Genomic DNA, 20781 nt, shown 5'->3' on the forward strand with positions numbered 1-20781 from the left:
CACCATATATTTTAAACCTGCCAAACCAGAAAGATTTAGATTAACTACGGATATAAAGATATCCTCTAAAATATTATCGTCTTATATTGTCTCTACGGGTTTTCTCTACATGGGCTTTACGTGTCAGCAATTGCAGATTATCTATGGTAGTTAAACCACCCTGAGACATAGGTTTAATGTGATCAATTTGAAAATCTCTCCACATCTGACTTTTAACTCCACTGGTTGCACAAGATATAAACCCTTTTGCATCTGTGTGCTTGGTGAATACAGCATTTTTAATTTTTCTATACTCAACAATATCTCGCTCTTTAATTTCGTATAGAGATAACTTCTCTATTGGTACGGTGTCAGGAATTACAATTGGTATTGATCCGATTATATAATCACTATAGCAATCCGATTTGATTTCTGAATCATTCGTAGAGGTAAGGGACTGGGGACTGGGGACTGGGGACTGGGGACTCTTAAGAAGGAATAAAGGTGTACTGAGTTTTGTTCAAAAATCAAATATGAGTCCTATATAATGTCTAACTATTTACTAGTATATTTACATATAATGTGTATAAATAAACATTCTATTTTAGACGATTGCACTTTTAAAAGTATGATTAGTATCCAAAGAATTGAGAATCTGAGACGTTCATGACTCAATATCTGATTAGACACTTTTTACTTTCACAAAGAAACAGCTTTCAAATGTGAACCATGATGAGATAAGTAGTTGGAGTTAATCACCCGATTACGCCCAGAAGTTTTAGCCTGTAACAGACATTGATCGGCACGATGCAGCAAACTTTCTCCTTTCTCATCATCCTCAGCTTGTAGAGAGGCTGTACCCAGGCTAATGGTGACATTAATTGTTAGTTTATCGTTGAGTGCAAATGGTTCATCGCTGACTACGCGATTGAGACGACGGGCTACTATTAGTGCTTCCTCATCGGTAGTGTTAGCCAGAATAATCACAAATTCTTCGCCACCATAGCGAAATGCTGTATCTTGACAGCGCAGATTGTGGCGCAAACGCTGACATAATACTTGCAAAATGCGATCGCCTACTAAATGCCCATGAGTATCGTTAACTTTCTTGAAATGATCTACATCCAGAATAATCAAACTTAAAGAAGTTTTTTGAGTCCTGGCTCTTTGAATTTGTCTGGGCAAGTCCCATTCTAAAGCACGACGATTATTTAATTCTGTCAATGAATCTGCTAAAGCGATCGCAGATAACATATCATTTGTCCGAATCAAATCTCGGTATTTTTGTGCTTTCCGCAAACCAACTGTCAATTGAGCAAGTATTAGTCCATGATTAGCAGTCAACTCTGCCAAGCTATATTCCGTTTTTTCTTCAATAAGATGCCAAATATATGCATCGGCTCCTTGCTTTAGGGCGGCAGCACTTATCTCCAATTCCCTGTGCCAACCCTTATTTCTATCAGCGAGTTGTTCTGAGCGATCCTCAAAGAGAATACAATGTATCCACGATAGTTTCGTCTGATCTTTCAACCAACCGCAGAGTTCCATACTACCATCTAAGCTAGCCTGCACCAGGATTATATCAGGGGGTGTTGTTTTAATCCGCGATACTGCTTGATCCAAATTGTCTATAACTTCTACACTAAAAGCAGTCGCATAACGGATCTGATCTGGAAGTGTAGCGATAAAATTATTTTTTCCAAAGATCAGAATAGAAATATTCATTGCTTTATTTTTTATCCTATCTAAATTTTAAATAAATTCACTTGGGTAACTACTGCGTTTAACGTCTAATCCTAAATATTATGTTTTAGGCTAAATTATATTTTTGGACATTTTTTTAAGCATCAATTAGATAGTAAACTTTCACACTTAATCTCATTTTAAAAATTTACATTTCCTACTATGTTTTTGGAAATATTTATTTCTAACAACTAATGTCTTCTTTACCAGTTATTTTTAAAACAGTAAAAATACTGAATATTTTTTGAATACGTAAAAATCACTATTTTGAGTTATTAAGTACTATTTAACTGGTATAAATAACGAAAAAATAGTTTGTAATAACTATTACATTAGTAAGCTAAATTTATTTTGAAATACAAAATAAAGAAAATATAAAACTTTTTCATTAAATCATTAAAATAGAAATTTGTTATGCAGTTAAAAATACTGCTTTCCATAATAATCTTTAGCTTTTTATTTATAAGCTAGGCTTGTTTCAAATATTAAAAAGTATTTTAATTATATAAGTTATACAGCTAAATTACTTACTAGTATATACTACAGGAGCTTTTCGGGGCTTACCTACCCTCTAAAAAAGACATAAGTTATCGGATATAAATTTATAATTTCAGTTAAATTACGCTAAAAAAACAATGCATTACTAGCAGAAAAAATAAAATATTTCTGCCTACACTTTATCTAGAATTGTCTGTTTACTTAATTTACGCCTTTTTTATTTGCTGTAACAGCAAAAGTTTGGAAAAAAAAGCTAAAAAATTTATGTCAAAACCTAGCCGTAATTTTGGTAAATTATTTATATTCCGCCCTTATATAGGTGGAAAATATAAAAAACTTTGTTAACGTCGCCTGAGATATTCAAGTCTAAACTTATTCTGTGAAAAGCTGGAATCCGATCAATAACCTTCTACAGTATAACCAGCAGCAACAATTACCTATTTAATTGATTCCTGAGAAGTTTCGGACTCCACCGTGATAGTTTTGGCGTTAATATCAACAATCCACTTTGACCTCAGGTTCCATAATGTGGATAGACTCAGTAATTATTTCTACACATCATTCCTCACAAGCAATATTTAATACTTTTTAGTTTTAGTACCATTTGTTACCTCAGTATGGGAATTTTAAAGTATTTCTTAATGATTAATTTTAAGCGTGGAAATACAATGTGTACGATGGTCACTGAGCGTTTGTCGCTGGCGCAGCCTATTGTAGAGAAGTGCTGGCTACGCCTACACGCATCTTGCCAGAGTCAGATTATGTTGTAAAAGCATCCTAATCAATGCATTTTGCTCACCCACTGGCAGAATTCGCTGGCAGTAATATGAAACAAAATGCAAGAATATATAAAGCTATTTATGAAAATACACCTATCTAGTGCCGCTACGCCCAAGTCGAAATTCTAAAGTATAAAGTTAAAAACACCTATGTCTTCAAATCCCCAGTACCTAAGCGGTAACGAAATTCGCAACATATTTCTCGACTTCTTTGCTCAACGGGAACACCAAATTCTCCCAAGTGCCTCCCTCGTGCCAGAAGACCCAACCGTGCTGCTGACGATCGCGGGGATGCTACCATTTAAACCGATATTCTTGGGGCAGCGCACACCAGAATTTAAACGGGCTACGACTTCGCAAAAGTGTATCCGCACCAATGACATCGAAAATGTCGGACGCACCAAACGGCATCACACGTTTTTTGAGATGCTGGGCAATTTCAGCTTTGGTGATTATTTTAAAGAACAAGCGATCGCTTGGGGTTGGGAAATCTCCACACAAGTCTTTGGCTTTTCCCCCCAAAATCTTGTCGTTAGCGTTTTTGAAGATGATGATGAAGCTTTTGCAATTTGGCGCGATCAAATTGGTGTGCCGATAGCGAGAATTAAACGCTTGGGTGAAGATGATAACTTTTGGGTATCTGGGCCGACTGGCCCTTGTGGCCCTTGTTCCGAAATTTATTACGACTTCCACCCTGAACGCGGTGACGAAAATATAGATTTAGAAGATGATTCCCGATTCATCGAGTTTTACAACCTCGTCTTCATGCAATATAACCGGGATGCTGACGGTAATTTAACGCCACTGCAAAATAAGAACATCGACACTGGCATGGGTTTGGAGAGAATGGCGCAAATTCTCCAAAAAGTGCCGAATAACTATGAAACTGACCTGATTTTCCCAATTATTCAAACAGCCGCTCAAATTGCTGGCATTGACTACCACAGCAGCGATGAAAAAACCAAAGTTTCTCTGAAAGTCATTGGCGATCACGTTCGTTCTGTTGTCCACATGATTGCTGATGAAATTCGCGCTTCCAATGTGGGAAGAGGTTATGTACTGCGGCGGTTAATTCGGCGGGTGGTGCGTCATGGGCGATTAATTGGAATTTCTAGCGAATTTACTACCCAAGTCGCGGAAACTGCGATCGCTCTTTCCGAATCAGCTTACCCCAATGTGCGCCAACGAGAAGCAGCAATTAAAGCTGAGTTGCAACGAGAAGAATCCAATTTCCTCAGAACTCTGGATAGAGGCGAAAAACTCCTAGAAGAAATCATTCAAGAGGTGAAACAGCGAGGGGAAACTCAAATTAGTGGTGAAAGTGCATTTACCCTTTATGACACCTACGGGTTTCCCCTCGAACTTACTCAAGAAGTTGCCGAGGAAAATAATCTGACAGTAGATGACGCGGGATTCAATATCGAAATGCAAAAGCAGGTGGAACGTGCCAAAGCAGCACATGAAACCATCGATTTAACTGTGCAAGGTTCTCTCGACAAATTGGCAGAACACATCCAAGTCACCGAGTTTTTAGGCTATACCCAATCGGCGGCGACGGCAAAAGTTGAAGCGATTTTGGTAGAAGGTGTTTTTCAAGAGGAAGCAGAAGCAGGGACACAGGTGCAAATAGTCCTTGACAAAACACCATTTTATGGTGAATCCGGGGGACAAATCGGCGATCGCGGTTATATCTCTGGTGATGGTATCGTAATTCGCGTAGAAGACGTGAAGAAAGAATCTGATTTCTTTGTTCACTTCGGACGCATCGAACGCGGTACACTGCGCGTAGGCGATCGCGTCAGCGCCCAAATCGATCCGGCTTGTCGCCGTCGCTCTCAAGCTAACCATACCGCAACGCACCTATTGCAAGCTGCATTGAAAAAAATTGTTGATGAGGGCATATCTCAAGCAGGTTCTCTGGTTTCCTTTGATAGGTTGCGCTTTGACTTCAACTGTCCCCGCGCTTTGACAGCAGAGGAAGTTCAACAAGTTGAAGAACAGGTGAACACTTGGATTGCTGAGGCTCATGCTGCAAAAGTGGAAGTATTACCTTTAGCAGAAGCAAAAGCTAGGGGTGCTGTTGCCATGTTCGGAGAAAAATACGGTGAGGAAGTACGCGTGATTGACTTTCCTAGCGTATCAATGGAACTATGCGGGGGGACTCACGTAAGCAATACTGCTGAAATTGGCGTGTTCAAGATTATCTCAGAAGTTGGTGTAGCTTCTGGGGTGCGACGCATTGAAGCTGTTTCGGGGCCCGCAATCCTAGATTATCTCAACCTGCGGGATAAAGTAGTTAAAGATTTGAGCGATCGCTTTAAAGTCAAACCTGAAGAATTACCAGACAGAATCACAAGTCTGCAAAGCGAACTAAGAAATAGCCAAAAGGAATTAGAAACCTTAAAGGTACAGTTAGCGATCGCTAAATCAGACAGCTTGCTACAAACAGCCCAAACCGTAGGCGATCATAAAATTATTGTCGCCCAATTAGAAGATGTCGATCCAGAATCATTGAAAACCGCAGCCGAACGCTTGTTGCAAAAAATTGCTAACGGTGCAGTGGTACTGGGTTCTATTCCCGAAGAGGGAAAAGTGAGTATAGTTGCAGCTTTTAGTTCAGAAGTGAACAAAAAAGGTTTGCAAGCTGGTAAATTTGTGGGTGCGATCGCTAAAATTTGCGGCGGCGGCGGCGGTGGAAGACCGAACTTAGCCCAAGCTGGCGGACGCGATGCAAGTAAATTACCAGATGCGTTGGCACAAGCGGAAAGTGAGTTAAAGTCCGCGTTGGGTTAACCAAGCCGAAGGGAAACTCTTAAATAGGGGAAGAATTTTAGGCGTTGCATATTTACGGGATAATTTAGCACTTCCAAAATTCCCCCTGCTTCCCCTGCCCCCTGCGTCCTCTCCATTTCCCAGATATGCTTCAGACTTTTCTATAATTAAGTGATTCCCGTCATCATAAATAGCCTGTGACTACCACTCCCCTATCTCCAATTACAACTGCTCAGGTTCCAGATACGCTAGGCCGCTTTGGACGCTTTGGCGGTAAGTATGTACCTGAAACGCTCATGCCTGCCTTGGCTGAATTAGAAACAGCTTATCAGCAATACCGTAATGACCCTGGTTTTCAAGCAGAACTACAACAGTTGTTACGAGACTATGTAGGACGTGCAACACCATTGTATTTTGCTGAACGCCTGACTGCTCATTATGCCCGACCTGATCGCACTGGGGCACAAATTTACTTGAAACGTGAAGATTTAAATCATACTGGCGCTCACAAAATCAATAATGCCCTTGGTCAGGTATTGTTGGCGAAACGCATGGGTAAGCAGCGGATTATTGCCGAAACGGGCGCTGGACAACATGGAGTTGCTACAGCCACAGTTTGCGCTCGTTTTGGGCTGGAATGCGTAATTTACATGGGTGTTCAGGACATGGAACGCCAAGCTTTGAATGTTTTTAGAATGCGGCTGATGGGGGCAGAAGTACGTCCAGTAGAGGCGGGAACCGGAACTTTGAAAGATGCTACTTCCGAAGCAATCCGAGATTGGGTGACAAATGTCGAAACTACTCACTACATCCTGGGTTCAGTAGCAGGGCCTCATCCTTACCCAATGATGGTGCGTGATTTCCATGCAGTAATCGGCGAAGAAACCCGCGCCCAAGCAATGGAAAAATGGGGTGGATTACCTGATATTCTCTTGGCTTGTGTAGGTGGTGGTTCCAATGCAATGGGACTATTCTATGAGTTTATGAATGAGCTTTCTATACGCTTCATTGGGATTGAGGCAGCCGGAGAAGGTGTTAATACCGAAAGACACGCAGCCACCTTGACAAAAGGACAAATCGGTGTGTTGCACGGAGCCATGAGCTACCTACTGCAAGATGAAGATGGGCAAATCATTGAAGCACACTCAATTAGTGCAGGGTTAGATTATCCCGGCGTGGGGCCAGAACATAGCTATTTAAAGGATACTGGTCGCGCTGAATACTATAGTGTGACAGATGCAGATGCATTGGCGGCATTTCAGCGATTATCGAAATTGGAAGGGATTATCCCGGCATTGGAAACAGCCCATGCGATCGCTTATCTCGAAACTCTCTGTCCTCAACTAACCGGCAGTCCTCGAATTGTAATTAACTGCTCTGGACGTGGTGACAAAGATGTACAAACGGTAGCCAAATTATTATATCCAGCGTAAATCTACATAAAATATTTGGGAGAAAACAATAATGGGTCAACAATTCCAACACGCTATGCTACCGCAACCCACTCACGACGAGTTGGCACGCCAAAGCTTTGTGCAAAGTATGAAAATGCACATTTTCAAGAATGTCCTTCCTGGTAATAAAGAAGTTTATGAAAAAGTAGGCAAGCCGAAGTTTGAACAAGAACATCAGCGTTCTCCCCAGAATCGTTATGAAATTCGGGAAGTAATGCAGCACGAACCTTATTACCACTGGACTAGTGCCCTCAAACGCATCAACCAGGAAATGCTATGGGATGCTGTAAATGCCAACGTTGACAGACAACTGCCAGAGTTAATAGAGCGTGCTAAAGACAAAGGTGGTGAATTGGGTACTTTAACCATCGATCCAAATTTTCAAATACCTACTTATCAAAAGGCTGTAGACATTCACTGTATGCCCGGAGGATATCACAGTGAATTAACTGCTGATGATGTCGCAGCCGGTGCAACCTACGATCGGGGCGCTTACGTTTATGGATTAGGTTGGTTGGGGCCGCTCAACGATGATATGGGGCTATCTATAGTCCAAAACTACCTTTTAGCAGAGTATCCCGACTTTAAACCGAAAAAAATCCTCGATATGGGATGTTCTATCGGCAATAGCACGTTACCTTATGTAGATGGTTTCCCAGAAGCAGAAGTCTATGGCATAGATGTAGGCGCACCCATGCTGCGTTACGCTCATGCAAGAGCTGAAAACTTGGGAAAACGGGTACACTTTTCTCAGCAAAATGCCGAACACACTAATTTCCCAGATGAATCATTTGACTTAGTGGTTTCTCACATTTTGCTGCATGAAATCCCCCCGCCATCTGTGCGTAAAGTTATGCAAGAGTCTTATCGTCTACTGGCTCCCGGTGGCATGATGATTCATCTAGAAGCACCTCTATATCGGCACATGGATGTTTATAGACAGTTTATTTCTGATTGGGAAACCGCTAACAACAACGAACCCTTCTGGAGTGCTGTACGCGATTTAGATTTGGTGCCGCTAGTTACTGAAGCTGGTTTTGCAGCAGATAAGACATTTGAGAAATTTGTCCCCAATGGAGCATGGAAAGCAAAAGAAACTAATCCTATGTTTCAAAATCGGAACTCAACCACCCAAGGCACTTGGTTTGCGGTTACTGCAATTAAGTAGGCTGAGGAAGTTATAGCAATTCCTAATGGGCTATGGCCTGCTACGCTAACATAATTCGTAATTGAGAAAGTCAGATTTTATCTGGCTTTCCTCGTTTTTTTGTCTAGTCTTATTTTTGGAGAATTGGTATTAGGATGACAAAAATAGCCAAGGGTAAACGACCTGTTTACTTAGAAAATCCGCAAACTGATAAATTGTTAGCGATCGTTATGGCTTTGACTGGTGAGGTGTCCGTGCTGCATGAGCGGCTAGACACCATTGAACGGTTACTAAAGGTGAAAGGTATTTTATCAGCTAGTGAGATAGAAGCTTACGAGCCGGATGTCAAAGTAACTAAAGAACGGGAACAGTGGCGTGCAGAATACATTGCACGGGTGTTACGCGTGGTACAGGAAGAGTTAGAAACCCTCAACAAAAGCTAGTTGAAATCACGCAGATGTTTTGCTGAATAAATCTAGCCTATTTATCTTATACATTCCGTATATTCAACTTTTACAATCGGTTTATACTGATTTATATACATGTTTTATGGTATTAAATATACTTAAGGCTAGTAAAAAACCTGGACTATTGATATAAACAAGCATAATATAAAACTAAAAAGTTCCAAAAAATTCAGTAATTATACTAGTATATAATACTTAGGTAATGGATGTAAATATAAATAATCATACTAATGGTAGAAGACGATTATTGATTAAACAACACTATTTTGCCGTAAGATCATGAATTTAAACGTTTGCTGGTAGTTTTTGAACAAAAAAGCCTATAAAAAGAGCTATATAGACTTATAAGCAATTTGTCACATTGATATTAGTTGGTTACATTGTCTAAAACTTTACTTTTAGCAAATGATTAAATCAATAATTTATAGCGTTGCTTTAGGCACTATAATTCTCAGTAGTGGAGCGATCGCTACTCCTGTAACAAATCCAGCTTTCACGCCAATGGCTTCAAATGTATCAAATGGTACTCTACAAATTGCAGCATCTAGCATCGACACTACCGCTCTAGAACAGTCGATTTTTAACCAAATTAATAAATACAGAATTTCCCAAGGGTTACCAGCACTGACTCGTAATGCTGCCATCGATAATCAAGTGAGGATTCACAGTCAAAACATGGCTAATGGTACTGTTTCCTTTGGACATACTGGATTTTCAGAACGTGTTAAAGCAACCCGTATTTCTTACAAAGCAGCTGGTGAAAATGTCGCTTACAACCAGGGATATAGCGATCCTGCCACAATAGCTGTTCAAGGCTGGCTCAAAAGTCCAGGGCATCTTGCCAACATCAGAGGTAATTATAATCTGACGGGGATTGGTGTCGCCAAAAACAGTCAAGGCGCAATCTACTTCACACAAATGTTCATCCGCTCATAAGTTTGACGCAATGTGCAATTTAATATTCTGACCTCACTTTTATTCTTTTCTTCGGTAAAAAGAAAGGGTTTGAAAGCAAAGGACTGAGAAATGAAGTTTGAGTAAAAATTGCACGCAGCGTTAAGTAGAACGGCGTAAATATTTGTAGTTGGGATGAGGCAGGATAGCGCAGCGTTAGCAAGTCCGCGAGCGTCGGCAGAATTGAAGAGGGTTTTAGCCTTATTTATCTTTATTAAGATAGTTGTGTTTTTTCCTACCAACTTACTTAAATTTAGTAAACTTTGGGTTTTTCTCAAATTCCCCAGACTTCAACCTGTCAGCAAAGCTTTTGCGATGTATTTCATGAAAATCTTAAATTATCAGCAAAATTAACCGTGATTTTCATGAAGCTAACCTATTGAAATACTGACAATCGGATGATTGTTTGTGTTACTTGTAAAGGATGTAGCCAAATTGCCGAAATTCATCATTACTTAACAGTATTGTGGTATATATTCTCGGAACAATAGGGTAAAGTAGAAGTCTTATATCTCTACACATTACGCAATTCTCCATGTTCCGACAAACTGCTTTTGGCATCGCTTTAAGTGCGCTTGTCCTTGCTAGTGGATTAACGACTGCTCCGATACCAAATCATACTTCTACAAATACATCCACCCGTAATAAGCTGTTGTCGCTTTTTTCTAGTCAGGTTGCAATATCGACTCCTACTTTTAAAACAACTGAGCTAGAAAAATCAGTATTTAACCAAATTAATCGATATCGGGCTTCTAAAGGGCTGCCAAAGTTGACCTTAAATGCAAATTTAACTCGACAGGCAAGAATTCATAGTCAAAATATGGCTAAAGGCAAAATCCCATTTAGCCATCAGGGATTTGAAGGGCGAGTCAAAGCTATCCCGATTCGCTATAACAGTGCAGCAGAAAATGTTGCTTTCAATCGGGGATATAGCAACCCCGTAGAGGAAGCTGTTACTGGTTGGATCAATAGTCCCGGACACCTAAAGAATCTTAAAGGAAATTACAACCTGACTGGAATTGGCGTTGCTACTAATAATCAAGGCGAAGTCTACCTGACACAGATGTTTTTTCGTACTAGGTAGATTTAATTTTTGATTTTTTTGCACAATAATAATGTAGTGTCTAACAAGATTTTGTCTGCTGGACACTGCTATTATTTTTGAACGATTAATGACATTACCAGATTTTCAGGTGAGCGATCGCGACCTCAGTGACGCAGCCCTTAGCCAGTATTTAGAATCTACAGCGATCGCAGTTGATACAGAAACGATGGGATTGTTGCCGTTGCGCGATCGCTTGTGTCTCGTCCAGCTTTGCAATCTTGAAGGGAAAGTGACTGCAATCCGTATAGCCAAAGGACAAGCTGATGCTCCCAACTTAAAAAAACTTTTAGAAGCAGTCAATGTTGTGAAAGTGTTTCACTTTGCTCGATTTGACCTTGCCACTTTGCGAGCCAATCTAGGTATTCAAGTAAAGCCAGTTTTTTGCACCAAAATTGCCAGTAAGTTAGCCCGTACTTACACAAATCGCCACGGACTCAAAGATGTGGTGCAAGAGTTAGAACAAGTGGAACTAGATAAAAGCTCTCAAAGTTCTGATTGGGGTAACGCCGTTAGTTTATCTGAAGCTCAACTAAGTTATGCTGCCGATGATGTGCGCTACTTACTTAGTGTGCAGCAGAAGCTAATACAAATGCTCAAACGAGAAGAACGCTGGCAAATTGCTCAAGAATGTTTTGAATTTCTACCAACGATAGTTTCTTTAGATTTATTGCAATTTAAGGATTTGTTTGAACACTGATCAAACTGTGAACCTATTGCAAAAGTTATTGAACTGGAGGATAAATATCATTACATACAATATTCTGTTTTCTGATCGTAGCTTCAGAGTCTCCGGCTGCATTTGTGAATTGTAATTTTTTGCTGATGAAAAATAGAGATTAGACCTCTTGGAAAATTTTTTAACACCCCACCTCTAACCTTTCTTCGCTATCAAAGAGGGAGAAACTTTGACGTTATTCAAAGGTAGAGTGGGATTCTTATGCTTGATTTATACAAGAGGTCTATTCACTAACTTTCTAAGTTATTTTTCCTAAGCTCCAATCTTGGAATTATTCAGTGTCTCTAGGAGTTTTAGATTCATTAATGCCTTCTTTAACATTATTGGCTCCCTCTTGAACGTTTTCTTTGAGGTTACTGGCTCCCTCTTGAACATTTTCTTTGAGGTTACTGGCTCCCTCTTGAACATTTTCTTTGAGGTTACTGGCTCCCTCTTGAACATTTTCTTTGAGGTTACTGGCTCCCTCTTGAACGTTTTCTTTGAGGTTACTAGCTCCCTGTTGAACATTTTCTTTGAGGTTACTGGCTCCCTGTTGAATGTTTTCTTTGAGGTTACTGGCTCCCTCTTTGATGCCTTCCTTAAGGTTAGTGGCTCCCTGTTTAATAGATTCCGTGGCGCTAGTGCCTCCCTTTTGCAGATTTTCTTGGTGATTTTTTAGCCGATCTACCACGTTGTAGTCGTCTGCACCTGCGGGAGTTTTTGATTCAACAATGCCTTCTGTTGGGCCACCGATCTCCTTCCATGCGTCAAGACCACCTTTGAGTTGGGAGACATGCTCAAATCCATTAGAACGCAGTTGTTGTGCGGCTTGAGCGGAGTCTTGTTCATTGGCACCGTAAATGTAAATATCACGGTTTTTATCCAAAGAAGATACCGCACGCTCTACCAATTCATCTGCTGGCATGGGCATCGCTCCCATAATGTGACCTTCATTGTAGGTGAAGCGATCGCGCACATCCAGGATTGTAAAAGCTGGTTCACCCCATTCCAGACGAGTCTTTAGGGTATGAGCTTCAGTTTGTGATTCTATTGGTGGTTGTGGGGGAATGATGCCGCCTACTAAATTATTAACCATAATTTTTCCTTACTGAGGATATTAATAGTAATTTAGCGAACTGAAGATATTTAATTGCTCTTTCTCTGGTATGAACGTCCTCAAACTCTCTCCTCAGATAGACTGAGCTATTTCCAGGATTTCTACCAATTCATAAATTGCAATTAATGCCATTTAATAGTATGTAAATATAACTTTTCCGATAAATTTAATTGAATAATTTAAAGTTTATGTTTTTGATATTTTAGTCATTTAGATATTTTTCATTTTAGAAAATTCCTCATAAATCGAGAAAAATATAAGTTTAAGCTGAAAAATATTTATCAATAAATATAGTAATTGATACCTTTTTAATATCAGCGTAGGCGTAGCCCGCCGTAGGCATCGCTAATATAGCAGTCCGAAATCATTTCTGAAATGTTTGCAAAGTTGGCTGTCATTAGTCATTTGTAATTACAAAGCGCAAAGTCGAGCCAGTCGCTTGGGGGTTTCCCGACTTGGGCGAACTAGCCTTGAGCGCTAGTTTTTGGCGTTGGCACAGCCTGCCGTAGGTATCAGAGGGCAGTTCCTTTCAGCAATTTATTGACATCATAATAATATTGCTATAGCAATATTATTATGATGTTATTTTTGTGTGTTAAAGCTGGTTTTGCTACCCTATATACTTTCTGGGGATGCTTTCAGTCCTTGACTTGTCATAGTCTCAGGCTGAAACTTGTAGTATAGTATATGCTTAAGAGGGCAACTACATGTAAATGCACCAGGGTAGATTTTCGTAGACCTTCTTCAAGAGAACATACCTAATGGTTATAGTACAGTCGAGTAAGTAGGAGTTAAGAATCTAGATTGGCTGATAAATTAGTTTGTGAGCTTTTGTAGAGACTTAATTAATTAAGGAGTGCGTTACTCTTTTAAAATTGTAGGAATTGTTGTCGCTTCTGGATGTGTCTTTTAACTATTTGCGGTTACAGAGATGGGTTTTAATTACACTTATCCAAATGCAAAAATAATTAATATTATACAATGCAAATTTAAAATTATGCAATAATCATGCGATAATTAGGAATTTTATCGGCATGACAAATAACTGAAGTTGTCATAAGCTTCATAGAAATTAAATGTATACAAGTACTACAGTAGCAATGGTACTCAGCAGAGGAGCGCGTAAATAAACTCTCAAGAAAAACACGTAAAGTACAACTGGCGCAATAGTAAATCGCCCAATCTACAATAGACAGTATTATGGTTATGGTTACTGCTACTACTCCCAAAATTCTGATCGTTGATGACGACTTCAGCGTCCGAAATCTCGTCTATCGTTTTTTAAGCCGGAAATATCAAATAGAGTCAGCAGCAGATGGTAGGACAGCCTTATCGTTGTTTGAGCAATTCAACCCAGCTTTAGTAATTCTGGATTGGAATTTGCCGGATGTTACTGGTTATAGTCTTTGCCAAGAAATGCAGAGTCGTACTAATGTTTTGGTGTTGATACTGACTAGTAGGACTGACGAGGCTGATAAAATTAAAATCTTAAGCGCAGGTGCTGATGATTTCATGACTAAACCATTTAGTCTTGCAGAAGTTGAAGTTAGAGTAGAAGCTCTTTTGAGGCGGATACGCTACATCAATCCCTCCCCAACACAACGTATCGTTTTCAAGCAGCTAGTAATTAATCCAGAGGGCCGGGAGGTAACACTTAATGATAAAATCCTTACCTTAACAGCGTTGGAATTTAATATATTACATTTTTTAGCAAGTCATCCTAATCAGGCTTGGAGTCGTCCACAACTAATCCAACAAATCTGGGGTTGTGACTACATAGGAGATGGCCGGGTGGTTGATGTGCATATTGGTCAGCTTCGCAAGAAGATGGAAGTTGATCCCAGCATACCGGAGTTTATTAAAACTGTGCGGGGCTATGGTTACAAGTTTGAAGCACCTGACGAAAATATTAATTCCTGAGCTTTCCGATTTCAGGAGTACTTCATAACCAAGAATGACTCAGATGAGTCAGCATTAGTTTTATTGTTTACCTAAATAGTTTTACTGAGGCTTGACCGTATAACTTGCGTTAATTTGGGACGTTGATACAAACTGATTTGGTGATTTCGTGTCTGCTCAAGCCTCAGATAATAACTTTATTGCTTTTAATCTATCGTCTCAAGATAAGTTTCAACAAAATCAAAATGTACAGAGCTTAACCGAAGTTTCACCTATAGGTAAAATTTGGGACAAGCACAGAGCTAATACTGATAAAGTCCTGCATTATTACGCCAAAGCAGACGAACATTATTTTCAGCAGTATGCTTGGCGGATAAGAACCTGTTCCGAGTTGCTCAAATTTCAATTAGTACCAGATGAATCGGAAGCTATTCTCAAGTTAAAACTATCAGATGCCCGATTCTGTAGGGTTCGTCATTGTCCAGTTTGTCAGTGGCGGCGATCGCTCATGTGGAAAGCAAGAGCTTACAAAATTCTCCCACAGGTTGTCACTGATTACCCCAACCACCGTTGGCTGTTTATTACCTTGACAGTAAGGAATTGCCAGATTAAGGAACTCAGGGAAAACTTGGATTCGATGAATAAAGCTTTTAAGCGATTCACTGAATTGAAAGCATGGCCTGCGAAAGGTTGGGTGAAGTCCACAGAAGTAACCAAAGGTAGAGATGGAATCTCAGCACACCCGCATTTACATATTTTGGCAATGGTGCCGTCTTCGTATTTCAGTCATGGCTATCTTTCTCATGCCAAATGGGTAGCGTTGTGGCAGCAGTGCTTACGAATTGATTACCACCCAATGATTTATATTAGTGCGATCGCTAAACATCATAACCTGTCACTACTTATCCCAGAAATTCTCAAGTATCAGGTGAAAGAATCAGATTTGGTGGCTGATAGAGAATGGTTTTTAGAGTTAACGCGTCAACTGCATAAAACCAGAGCGATCGCTGTTGGGGGTATACTCAGGCAGTATATGCGTGAATTAGAAGAAAAAAACCAAGACCTCATTGATGAAAGTGAAGAGATAGATGAGGTGGATGAAGAAAGTTTGTATTTCCGATGGGAGCGCAAGTTACAAAGATTTAATATAGAGTGACATCAGCGATGCGACCAAAGTCACGTAATCCTTACAGGAAAAAGATTATAGGAATTTAGAACCGTAGATCCTGTGGCTTAATCCGGCGAAAGGATAAAGACCATCGGTCAGATACAACCGGAAGTAGTTCATGGGGAATACTAGAATCAAACTTGATAACCTGACCATCTTCAAGGTGATGTTCCTGATTATTGATGCACAAAGTAGCACGTCCAATATTGACTAATACTACCAGAGGTTCAAAAACAGAGTGGTCACGGTGTCGTTTCATGCCACCACCTGGACAATAATGGCTAAGTAAGGCACAATTCCATCCTGGAAAAATGCGATCGCCAAGTCGATTAACCCTCTCATCCCAATTGCCTGGATTAATTTTCGCATTAGGCTTTAGTAGTATTACTTCGTATCCAAACCATTTGTGAGTTTGATTAAAAGCAATCCGACTAGAAGACATTGACTTCATCCTAGATTGATGATCACACCAGTTATGAAGACTTTGAAGATCGCGACGAACGTATCCAATGGTTTTAGTTTCAACTAAATTCATTATTAACTCCTAAAAATTTAAATTATGAAAATAAAACTAATTACACCTTTCCTTCACGCGAAGCGTTCAAGAAAAAATATTTAAAGACGTATTGACACTACGACTATTGGAGTAAAACTCTTTATTAAAAAGAAAAAATATTTAAAGGCGTATTGACATCACGACTATTGGAGTAAAACTCTTTATTCATTGCAATCACGATAGAGAAAAAAACAAGTCCTATAATTAAGCGAGTAGATCAATGCATACTTCAAAATTATTAGGCGTTAGCCTATCTTTCCTAGAATCCAAAAAGCACAAAAAAATAAATACCAGTCGCCCGAAAAACGGATGGCTGGCATTTATAAATTGCCTTTACTTGAAGCTAGTAAATACCTTCGATAATTAAGTTATAAAATTAATTTTTATTAGCCAACCTTTGACTAACCAACTCCGCCGCTAAATGTATTGCTGCTTTCATACTCGTAGCATCAGCAATTCCCTTACCCGCAATATCAAACGCTGTCCCATGATCGGGTGAAGTCCGAACAAAAGGAAGACCAATAGAAGTATTAACTGCCCGATCAAATGCCATCAGCTTCACAGGAATTAAGCCTTGGTCGTGGTAAAGTGCCAAGTAGGCATCAGCTGGATTTTGCACTAAAGAATTTCCATACCAAGCTTGACCAGGTTTAACCCACATCGTATCTGGCGGTATCGGGCCATCTAGTTGCAATTGTGGACGATTTTGCCGCTCTTGCTCCAACCAGGGAATTAACCAATCCTGTTCTTCATGTCCAAGTTGTCCCTGTTCGCCACTGTGGGGATTTAACCCGGCGATCGCAATTCTTCCTCTATATATACCAAAATCTTTCTCTAAACACTCCACCAGCAAATCCAGTTTTTGTGTCAACAACTGCGGTGTCAACACATCGGCTACTTGACGCAGGGGAATATGTGTGGTAGCCAGCAAAGCGCGGAGCGTCCAACCAGTATGAGGCGATCGCGCTACGAATAACATCCCAAAACGCTCAACACCTGATTTTTGGGCTAAAAGTTCCGTTTGCCCTGGATAATTGTACCCTGCGGCTTTCCAAGCAGATTTAGCGATTGGCCCTGTAACAATACCATCAAATTTACCAGCCAGTGTTTGAGCGATCGCATATTCCATATACGCAAAACTAGCCGCACCACTCGCTGCATTACCTATTCCTGGAATAATTTGATCTTTAATTTTCCCATCCAACTGCACATCGCTAACTGACAAATCATCTGGATTTGCCAAAGCGACTAAATTCTTAGTTAAATTCAGTTTGCGATAAGTCTGTGCCAGCAAATCCCCGTTACCCACCACTGTAACGTCATATTTTTGACTAATTTCTGGATCTGCTAAAGCTTTCAAAATCACTTCCGGGCCGATACCCGCAGGATCTCCCAGTGTCAATGCTAAACGCGGACGATTTTCTTTTACAAAATTTCTTAAACTATCTTGATTATTTAGATACATAAAATCTCTTCATAATTATTATCATCAAAGTTTCCTAATTTCCCCATCTTCCTTCTGGAAAGAGTAGGAGTTGCCCCCCGAATCAGTAGGGATTACCTGCTAAACTAGTTTAAAATTATTTACACAGGTCTAATCCTACAGCAACTATTGAAAAGCTTCTGGTAGACCTAGTTTACACACCACTTTGCATAAGGAGAATCACACTAATGGGCGGCGAACTTTTGAATGCAGCTCTATTATCTTTCGGTTTAATCTTCGTAGGCTGGGGCTTAGGCGCGTTGTTACTGAAAATTCAGGGCACAGAAGAATAATTAGTGCTGAGTTAGGAGTTAAGAGTAGAGACGTGATTAATCGCGTCTGTACAAGAGTTATTATTTTCCCCACTCCTCATTACCCTTTATCCCCAGAGGGGGCCCCATCTTCCCCATTCCCTAGTAACTTTTTCATCGAAATGAGAAAAAAGCTTGTCCGTTAACCGGATAGCTTTTTTCTCATAACTCTATCCATATAAATTGATTTTCTGAGAAAAGATGTAAACTTTTGTTTGCATAGGTTATTCTGATAACATTATTTTCATAAAACATTAAAATTTATTACAACCCTCATGACATTATTAATCGTCGGTGCCACTGGCACCTTAGGAAGACAAGTGGCTCGTCGTGCGATCGATGAGGGATATAAAGTACGCTGTCTTGTCCGCAGCAGTAAAAAAGCAGCTTTTCTTAAAGAATGGGGTGCAGAACTTGTCCCTGGAAATTTGCGTTACGCCGATACCTTAGCGGAAGCATTGGAAGGTGTAACCCAAGTTATTGATGCTTCAACATCTCGCCCAACAGATTCATTGAGTATTAAACAAGTGGACTGGGAAGGCAAAGTAGCATTAATTCAAGCTGCAAAAACAGCTGGTGTAGAGCGTTTTATCTTCTTTTCTATTTTAGATGCTGATAAATATCCAGGAGTGCCGCTAATGGAAATTAAGCGGTGTACAGAACTATTCTTGGCTGAGTCAGGCTTGAATTATACCATCTTGCAGCTAGCTGGGTTTATGCAAGGGTTAATTGGTCAGTATGGAATTCCCATTTTGGAAGGACAGCCAGTTTGGGTAACAGGTAATTCTTCTCCCATCGCCTATATGGACACTCAGGACATTGCTAAGTTTGCAATCCGAGCATTGAGTGTACCAGAAACGGAAAACCAAGCTTTTCCTGTAGTCGGTACTCGTGCATGGAGTGCAGAAGAAATTATTAACCTGTGCGAACGCTTATCTGGAAAAGATGCCAGAGTAACGCGGATGCCAATAACCTTGCTGCGTGCTGTGCGGGGCATAATGCGTTTCTTTCAGTGGGGATGGAACGTAGCAGACAGGCTGGCGTTTACAGAAGTATTGGCTAGTGGTAAACAGTTAAATGCTTCAATGGATGAAGTGTATACAGTGTTTGGTTTAGATCAACAGCAAACCACAACCCTAGAAAGCTATCTACAAGAGTACTTCAGCCGAATAATGAAGAAGCTCAAAGAAGTAGACTACCTGAAAAATAAAAATAAAAAGCAGAAACCGAAAAAAACTCCTTTCAAACAGTCTTCAAAAGCCAATAGTCAATAGTAATTACAAAACAAACATTAACGCGATGTGTGACTTTTTTTATTCTTGTGGGATGGACATCTTGTCCGTCCTTTCTGGTATGGCAAGATGCCTACCCCACAATGGAATCAAGGTTTAAAAAATTAAGTTGCACACTGCGTACATTAGTCATTAAACTCTAGACTCTGGATATTTGACTCTAGATTAGTGACTACATGACCAAAAATGTGTAACGATTACATAATATAAAGCATCGCCTAAACTTGGATATTTGAGTGTGCCGAAAGCAGGCATTATCTACAATGACGTTAAACCGATAGCGGGCCGTGTCGCTATCGAGTTGAAAGACAAGCTAACCGCAGCCGGTTGGAGTGTATGTATCACATCGAGTATTGGTGGCATACTGGGCTACCCTAACCCGGATAGTCCTGTGTGCCACACCCCCGTTGACGGTCTGACACCCCCTGGTTTTGACTCAGATATGAAGTTTGCAGTGGTATTAGGGGGAGACGGCACTGTTCTAGCAGCATCTCGTCAAGTAGCCCCTTGTGGTATTCCACTTCTAACAGTGAATACCGGCCACATGGGATTTTTAACGGAAACTTTCCTGAATCAATTGCCCCAAGTACTAGAACAGGTGATGGCAGGTGAGTATGAAATAGAAGAACGAGCTATGCTCACCGTCAAAGTGTTTCGGGATGATTCAGTGCTATGGGAAGCCCTATGCCTAAATGAAATGGTGCTACACCGCGAACCTTTGACCTCTATGTGCCATTTTGAAATTGCCATAGGGCATCATGCGCCAGTAGATATTGCCGCAGATGGTGTAATTGTTTCTACACCTACTGGTTCTACAGCATACTCATTAAGTGCTGGTGGTCCAGTGGTAACTCCAGGTGTACCTGCTTTACAGCTAATACCAATTTGTCCCCATTCCCTAGCTTCTAGAGCATTGGTGTTTCCAGATACTGAATCTGTCAATATCTACCCAGTCAATATTCCTCGGCTGGTGATGGTAGTAGATGGTAATGGAGGGTGCTATATCCTACCAGAAGATCGAGTATATATGGAGCGATCGCAATATAGTGCCAGATTTATTCGCCTACAACGGCCTGAGTTTTTCCGAATTTTGCGAGAAAAATTAGGTTGGGGTTTGCCACATATCGCTAAACCAACCTCAGTAGAATTGCCGTAGGGATTGGGGATTGGGGATTGGGGATTGGGCATAAAAAGCAAAAGGGAAAAACTTACTGTAACTTCTCCCCTGCTCCTCTGTTCCCATGCCCTATTATCCATGCCCCATGCCCAACTTAGTAATTTACTTCCAGAATTACTGGTATAGAGATGGTATTTGGAGTTAGTTATTAAGATTGCATCCAAG

Annotated in this window: 16 protein-coding genes and 1 pseudogene; 12 read left to right on the forward strand and 5 right to left on the reverse strand. The window is 40.4% G+C overall.

The annotated features are described in order from the left end of the window. Positions 1–73: 73 nt before the first annotated feature. The gene (locus V7K79_RS29890) at positions 74–409 is read right to left on the reverse strand and encodes an HNH endonuclease signature motif containing protein (RefSeq protein WP_442938881.1); all 336 of its coding nucleotides are present in this window, start codon (positions 407–409) and stop codon (positions 74–76) included. Positions 410–678: 269 nt separating this feature from the next. Then, positions 679–1704, reverse strand: a complete 1026-nt coding sequence (locus V7K79_RS01310; protein WP_335043974.1) for a GGDEF domain-containing protein — start codon at positions 1702–1704, stop codon at positions 679–681. Between the two features lie 1445 nt (positions 1705–3149). Between V7K79_RS01310 and alaS the strand changes: the two genes are divergently transcribed. The 7 genes from alaS to V7K79_RS01345 all read left to right on the forward strand — a co-directional run bounded on the left by alaS (position 3150) and on the right by V7K79_RS01345 (position 11595). Beyond that, the gene (gene alaS / locus V7K79_RS01315; protein WP_335043976.1) at positions 3150–5792 is read left to right on the forward strand and encodes an alanine--tRNA ligase; all 2643 of its coding nucleotides are present in this window, start codon (positions 3150–3152) and stop codon (positions 5790–5792) included. Between the two features lie 176 nt (positions 5793–5968). Continuing rightward, the gene (gene trpB, locus V7K79_RS01320) at positions 5969–7204 is read left to right on the forward strand and encodes a tryptophan synthase subunit beta (protein WP_335043978.1); all 1236 of its coding nucleotides are present in this window, start codon (positions 5969–5971) and stop codon (positions 7202–7204) included. Positions 7205–7235: 31 nt separating this feature from the next. After that, positions 7236–8393, forward strand: a complete 1158-nt coding sequence (locus V7K79_RS01325; RefSeq protein ID WP_335043980.1) for a class I SAM-dependent methyltransferase — start codon at positions 7236–7238, stop codon at positions 8391–8393. Between the two features lie 134 nt (positions 8394–8527). Continuing rightward, positions 8528–8815, forward strand: coding sequence for a hypothetical protein (locus tag V7K79_RS01330; protein WP_335043982.1), 288 nt, complete (start codon positions 8528–8530; stop codon positions 8813–8815). A gap of 429 nt (positions 8816–9244) precedes the next feature. Continuing rightward, positions 9245–9775, forward strand: a complete 531-nt coding sequence (locus V7K79_RS01335; RefSeq protein WP_335043984.1) for a CAP domain-containing protein — start codon at positions 9245–9247, stop codon at positions 9773–9775. A 553-nt stretch (positions 9776–10328) separates the two neighbouring features. After that, positions 10329–10877 carry a CAP domain-containing protein gene (locus V7K79_RS01340; RefSeq protein ID WP_335043985.1) on the forward strand — a complete coding sequence of 183 codons (549 nt, stop codon included), beginning with the start codon at positions 10329–10331 and terminating at the stop codon, positions 10875–10877. Between the two features lie 88 nt (positions 10878–10965). Then, complete coding sequence (locus tag V7K79_RS01345; protein ID WP_335043987.1) at positions 10966–11595, forward strand: ribonuclease H-like domain-containing protein; 630 nt, start codon at positions 10966–10968, stop codon at positions 11593–11595. 667 nt (positions 11596–12262) lie between these two features. Here V7K79_RS01345 and V7K79_RS01350 read toward each other — a convergent pair. Next, a pseudogene (locus V7K79_RS01350) lies at positions 12263–12709 on the reverse strand (rhodanese-like domain-containing protein); the annotation flags it as partial. A 1221-nt stretch (positions 12710–13930) separates the two neighbouring features. Between V7K79_RS01350 and V7K79_RS01355 the strand changes: the two are divergent. Together V7K79_RS01355 and V7K79_RS01360 are read left to right on the forward strand one after the other, a co-directional pair. Continuing rightward, positions 13931–14650: a response regulator transcription factor gene (locus tag V7K79_RS01355; protein ID WP_335043989.1), complete on the forward strand. Its 720-nt coding sequence runs from the start codon at positions 13931–13933 to the stop codon at positions 14648–14650. A gap of 148 nt (positions 14651–14798) precedes the next feature. Continuing rightward, positions 14799–15785 (forward strand): protein rep, encoded by a 987-nt coding sequence (locus tag V7K79_RS01360; RefSeq protein ID WP_335043991.1) that lies wholly within the window; start codon positions 14799–14801, stop codon positions 15783–15785. Between the two features lie 55 nt (positions 15786–15840). Here the strand turns inward: V7K79_RS01360 and V7K79_RS01365 are convergent, their stop codons facing one another. Together V7K79_RS01365 and pdxA are read right to left on the reverse strand one after the other, a co-directional pair. After that, positions 15841–16332 (reverse strand): hypothetical protein, encoded by a 492-nt coding sequence (locus V7K79_RS01365; RefSeq protein ID WP_335043993.1) that lies wholly within the window; start codon positions 16330–16332, stop codon positions 15841–15843. Positions 16333–16729: 397 nt separating this feature from the next. Beyond that, positions 16730–17818, reverse strand: a complete 1089-nt coding sequence (gene pdxA, locus V7K79_RS01370; RefSeq protein WP_335043995.1) for a 4-hydroxythreonine-4-phosphate dehydrogenase PdxA — start codon at positions 17816–17818, stop codon at positions 16730–16732. A gap of 206 nt (positions 17819–18024) precedes the next feature. Between pdxA and petM the strand changes: the two genes are divergently transcribed. The 3 genes from petM to V7K79_RS01385 all read left to right on the forward strand — a co-directional run bounded on the left by petM (position 18025) and on the right by V7K79_RS01385 (position 20595). Further along, a complete protein-coding gene (petM, locus tag V7K79_RS01375; protein WP_118167852.1) occupies positions 18025–18129 on the forward strand; it encodes a cytochrome b6-f complex subunit PetM in 105 nt (34 codons plus the stop codon). Positions 18130–18422: 293 nt separating this feature from the next. Continuing rightward, complete coding sequence (locus tag V7K79_RS01380) at positions 18423–19421, forward strand: SDR family oxidoreductase (protein WP_335043997.1); 999 nt, start codon at positions 18423–18425, stop codon at positions 19419–19421. Between the two features lie 256 nt (positions 19422–19677). After that, a complete protein-coding gene (locus tag V7K79_RS01385) occupies positions 19678–20595 on the forward strand; it encodes an NAD(+) kinase (protein ID WP_335043999.1) in 918 nt (305 codons plus the stop codon). Positions 20596–20781 lie beyond the last annotated feature (186 nt).

This window comes from Nostoc sp. (assembly GCF_036917575.1).
Lineage (GTDB): Bacteria > Cyanobacteriota > Cyanobacteriia > Cyanobacteriales > Nostocaceae > Nostoc.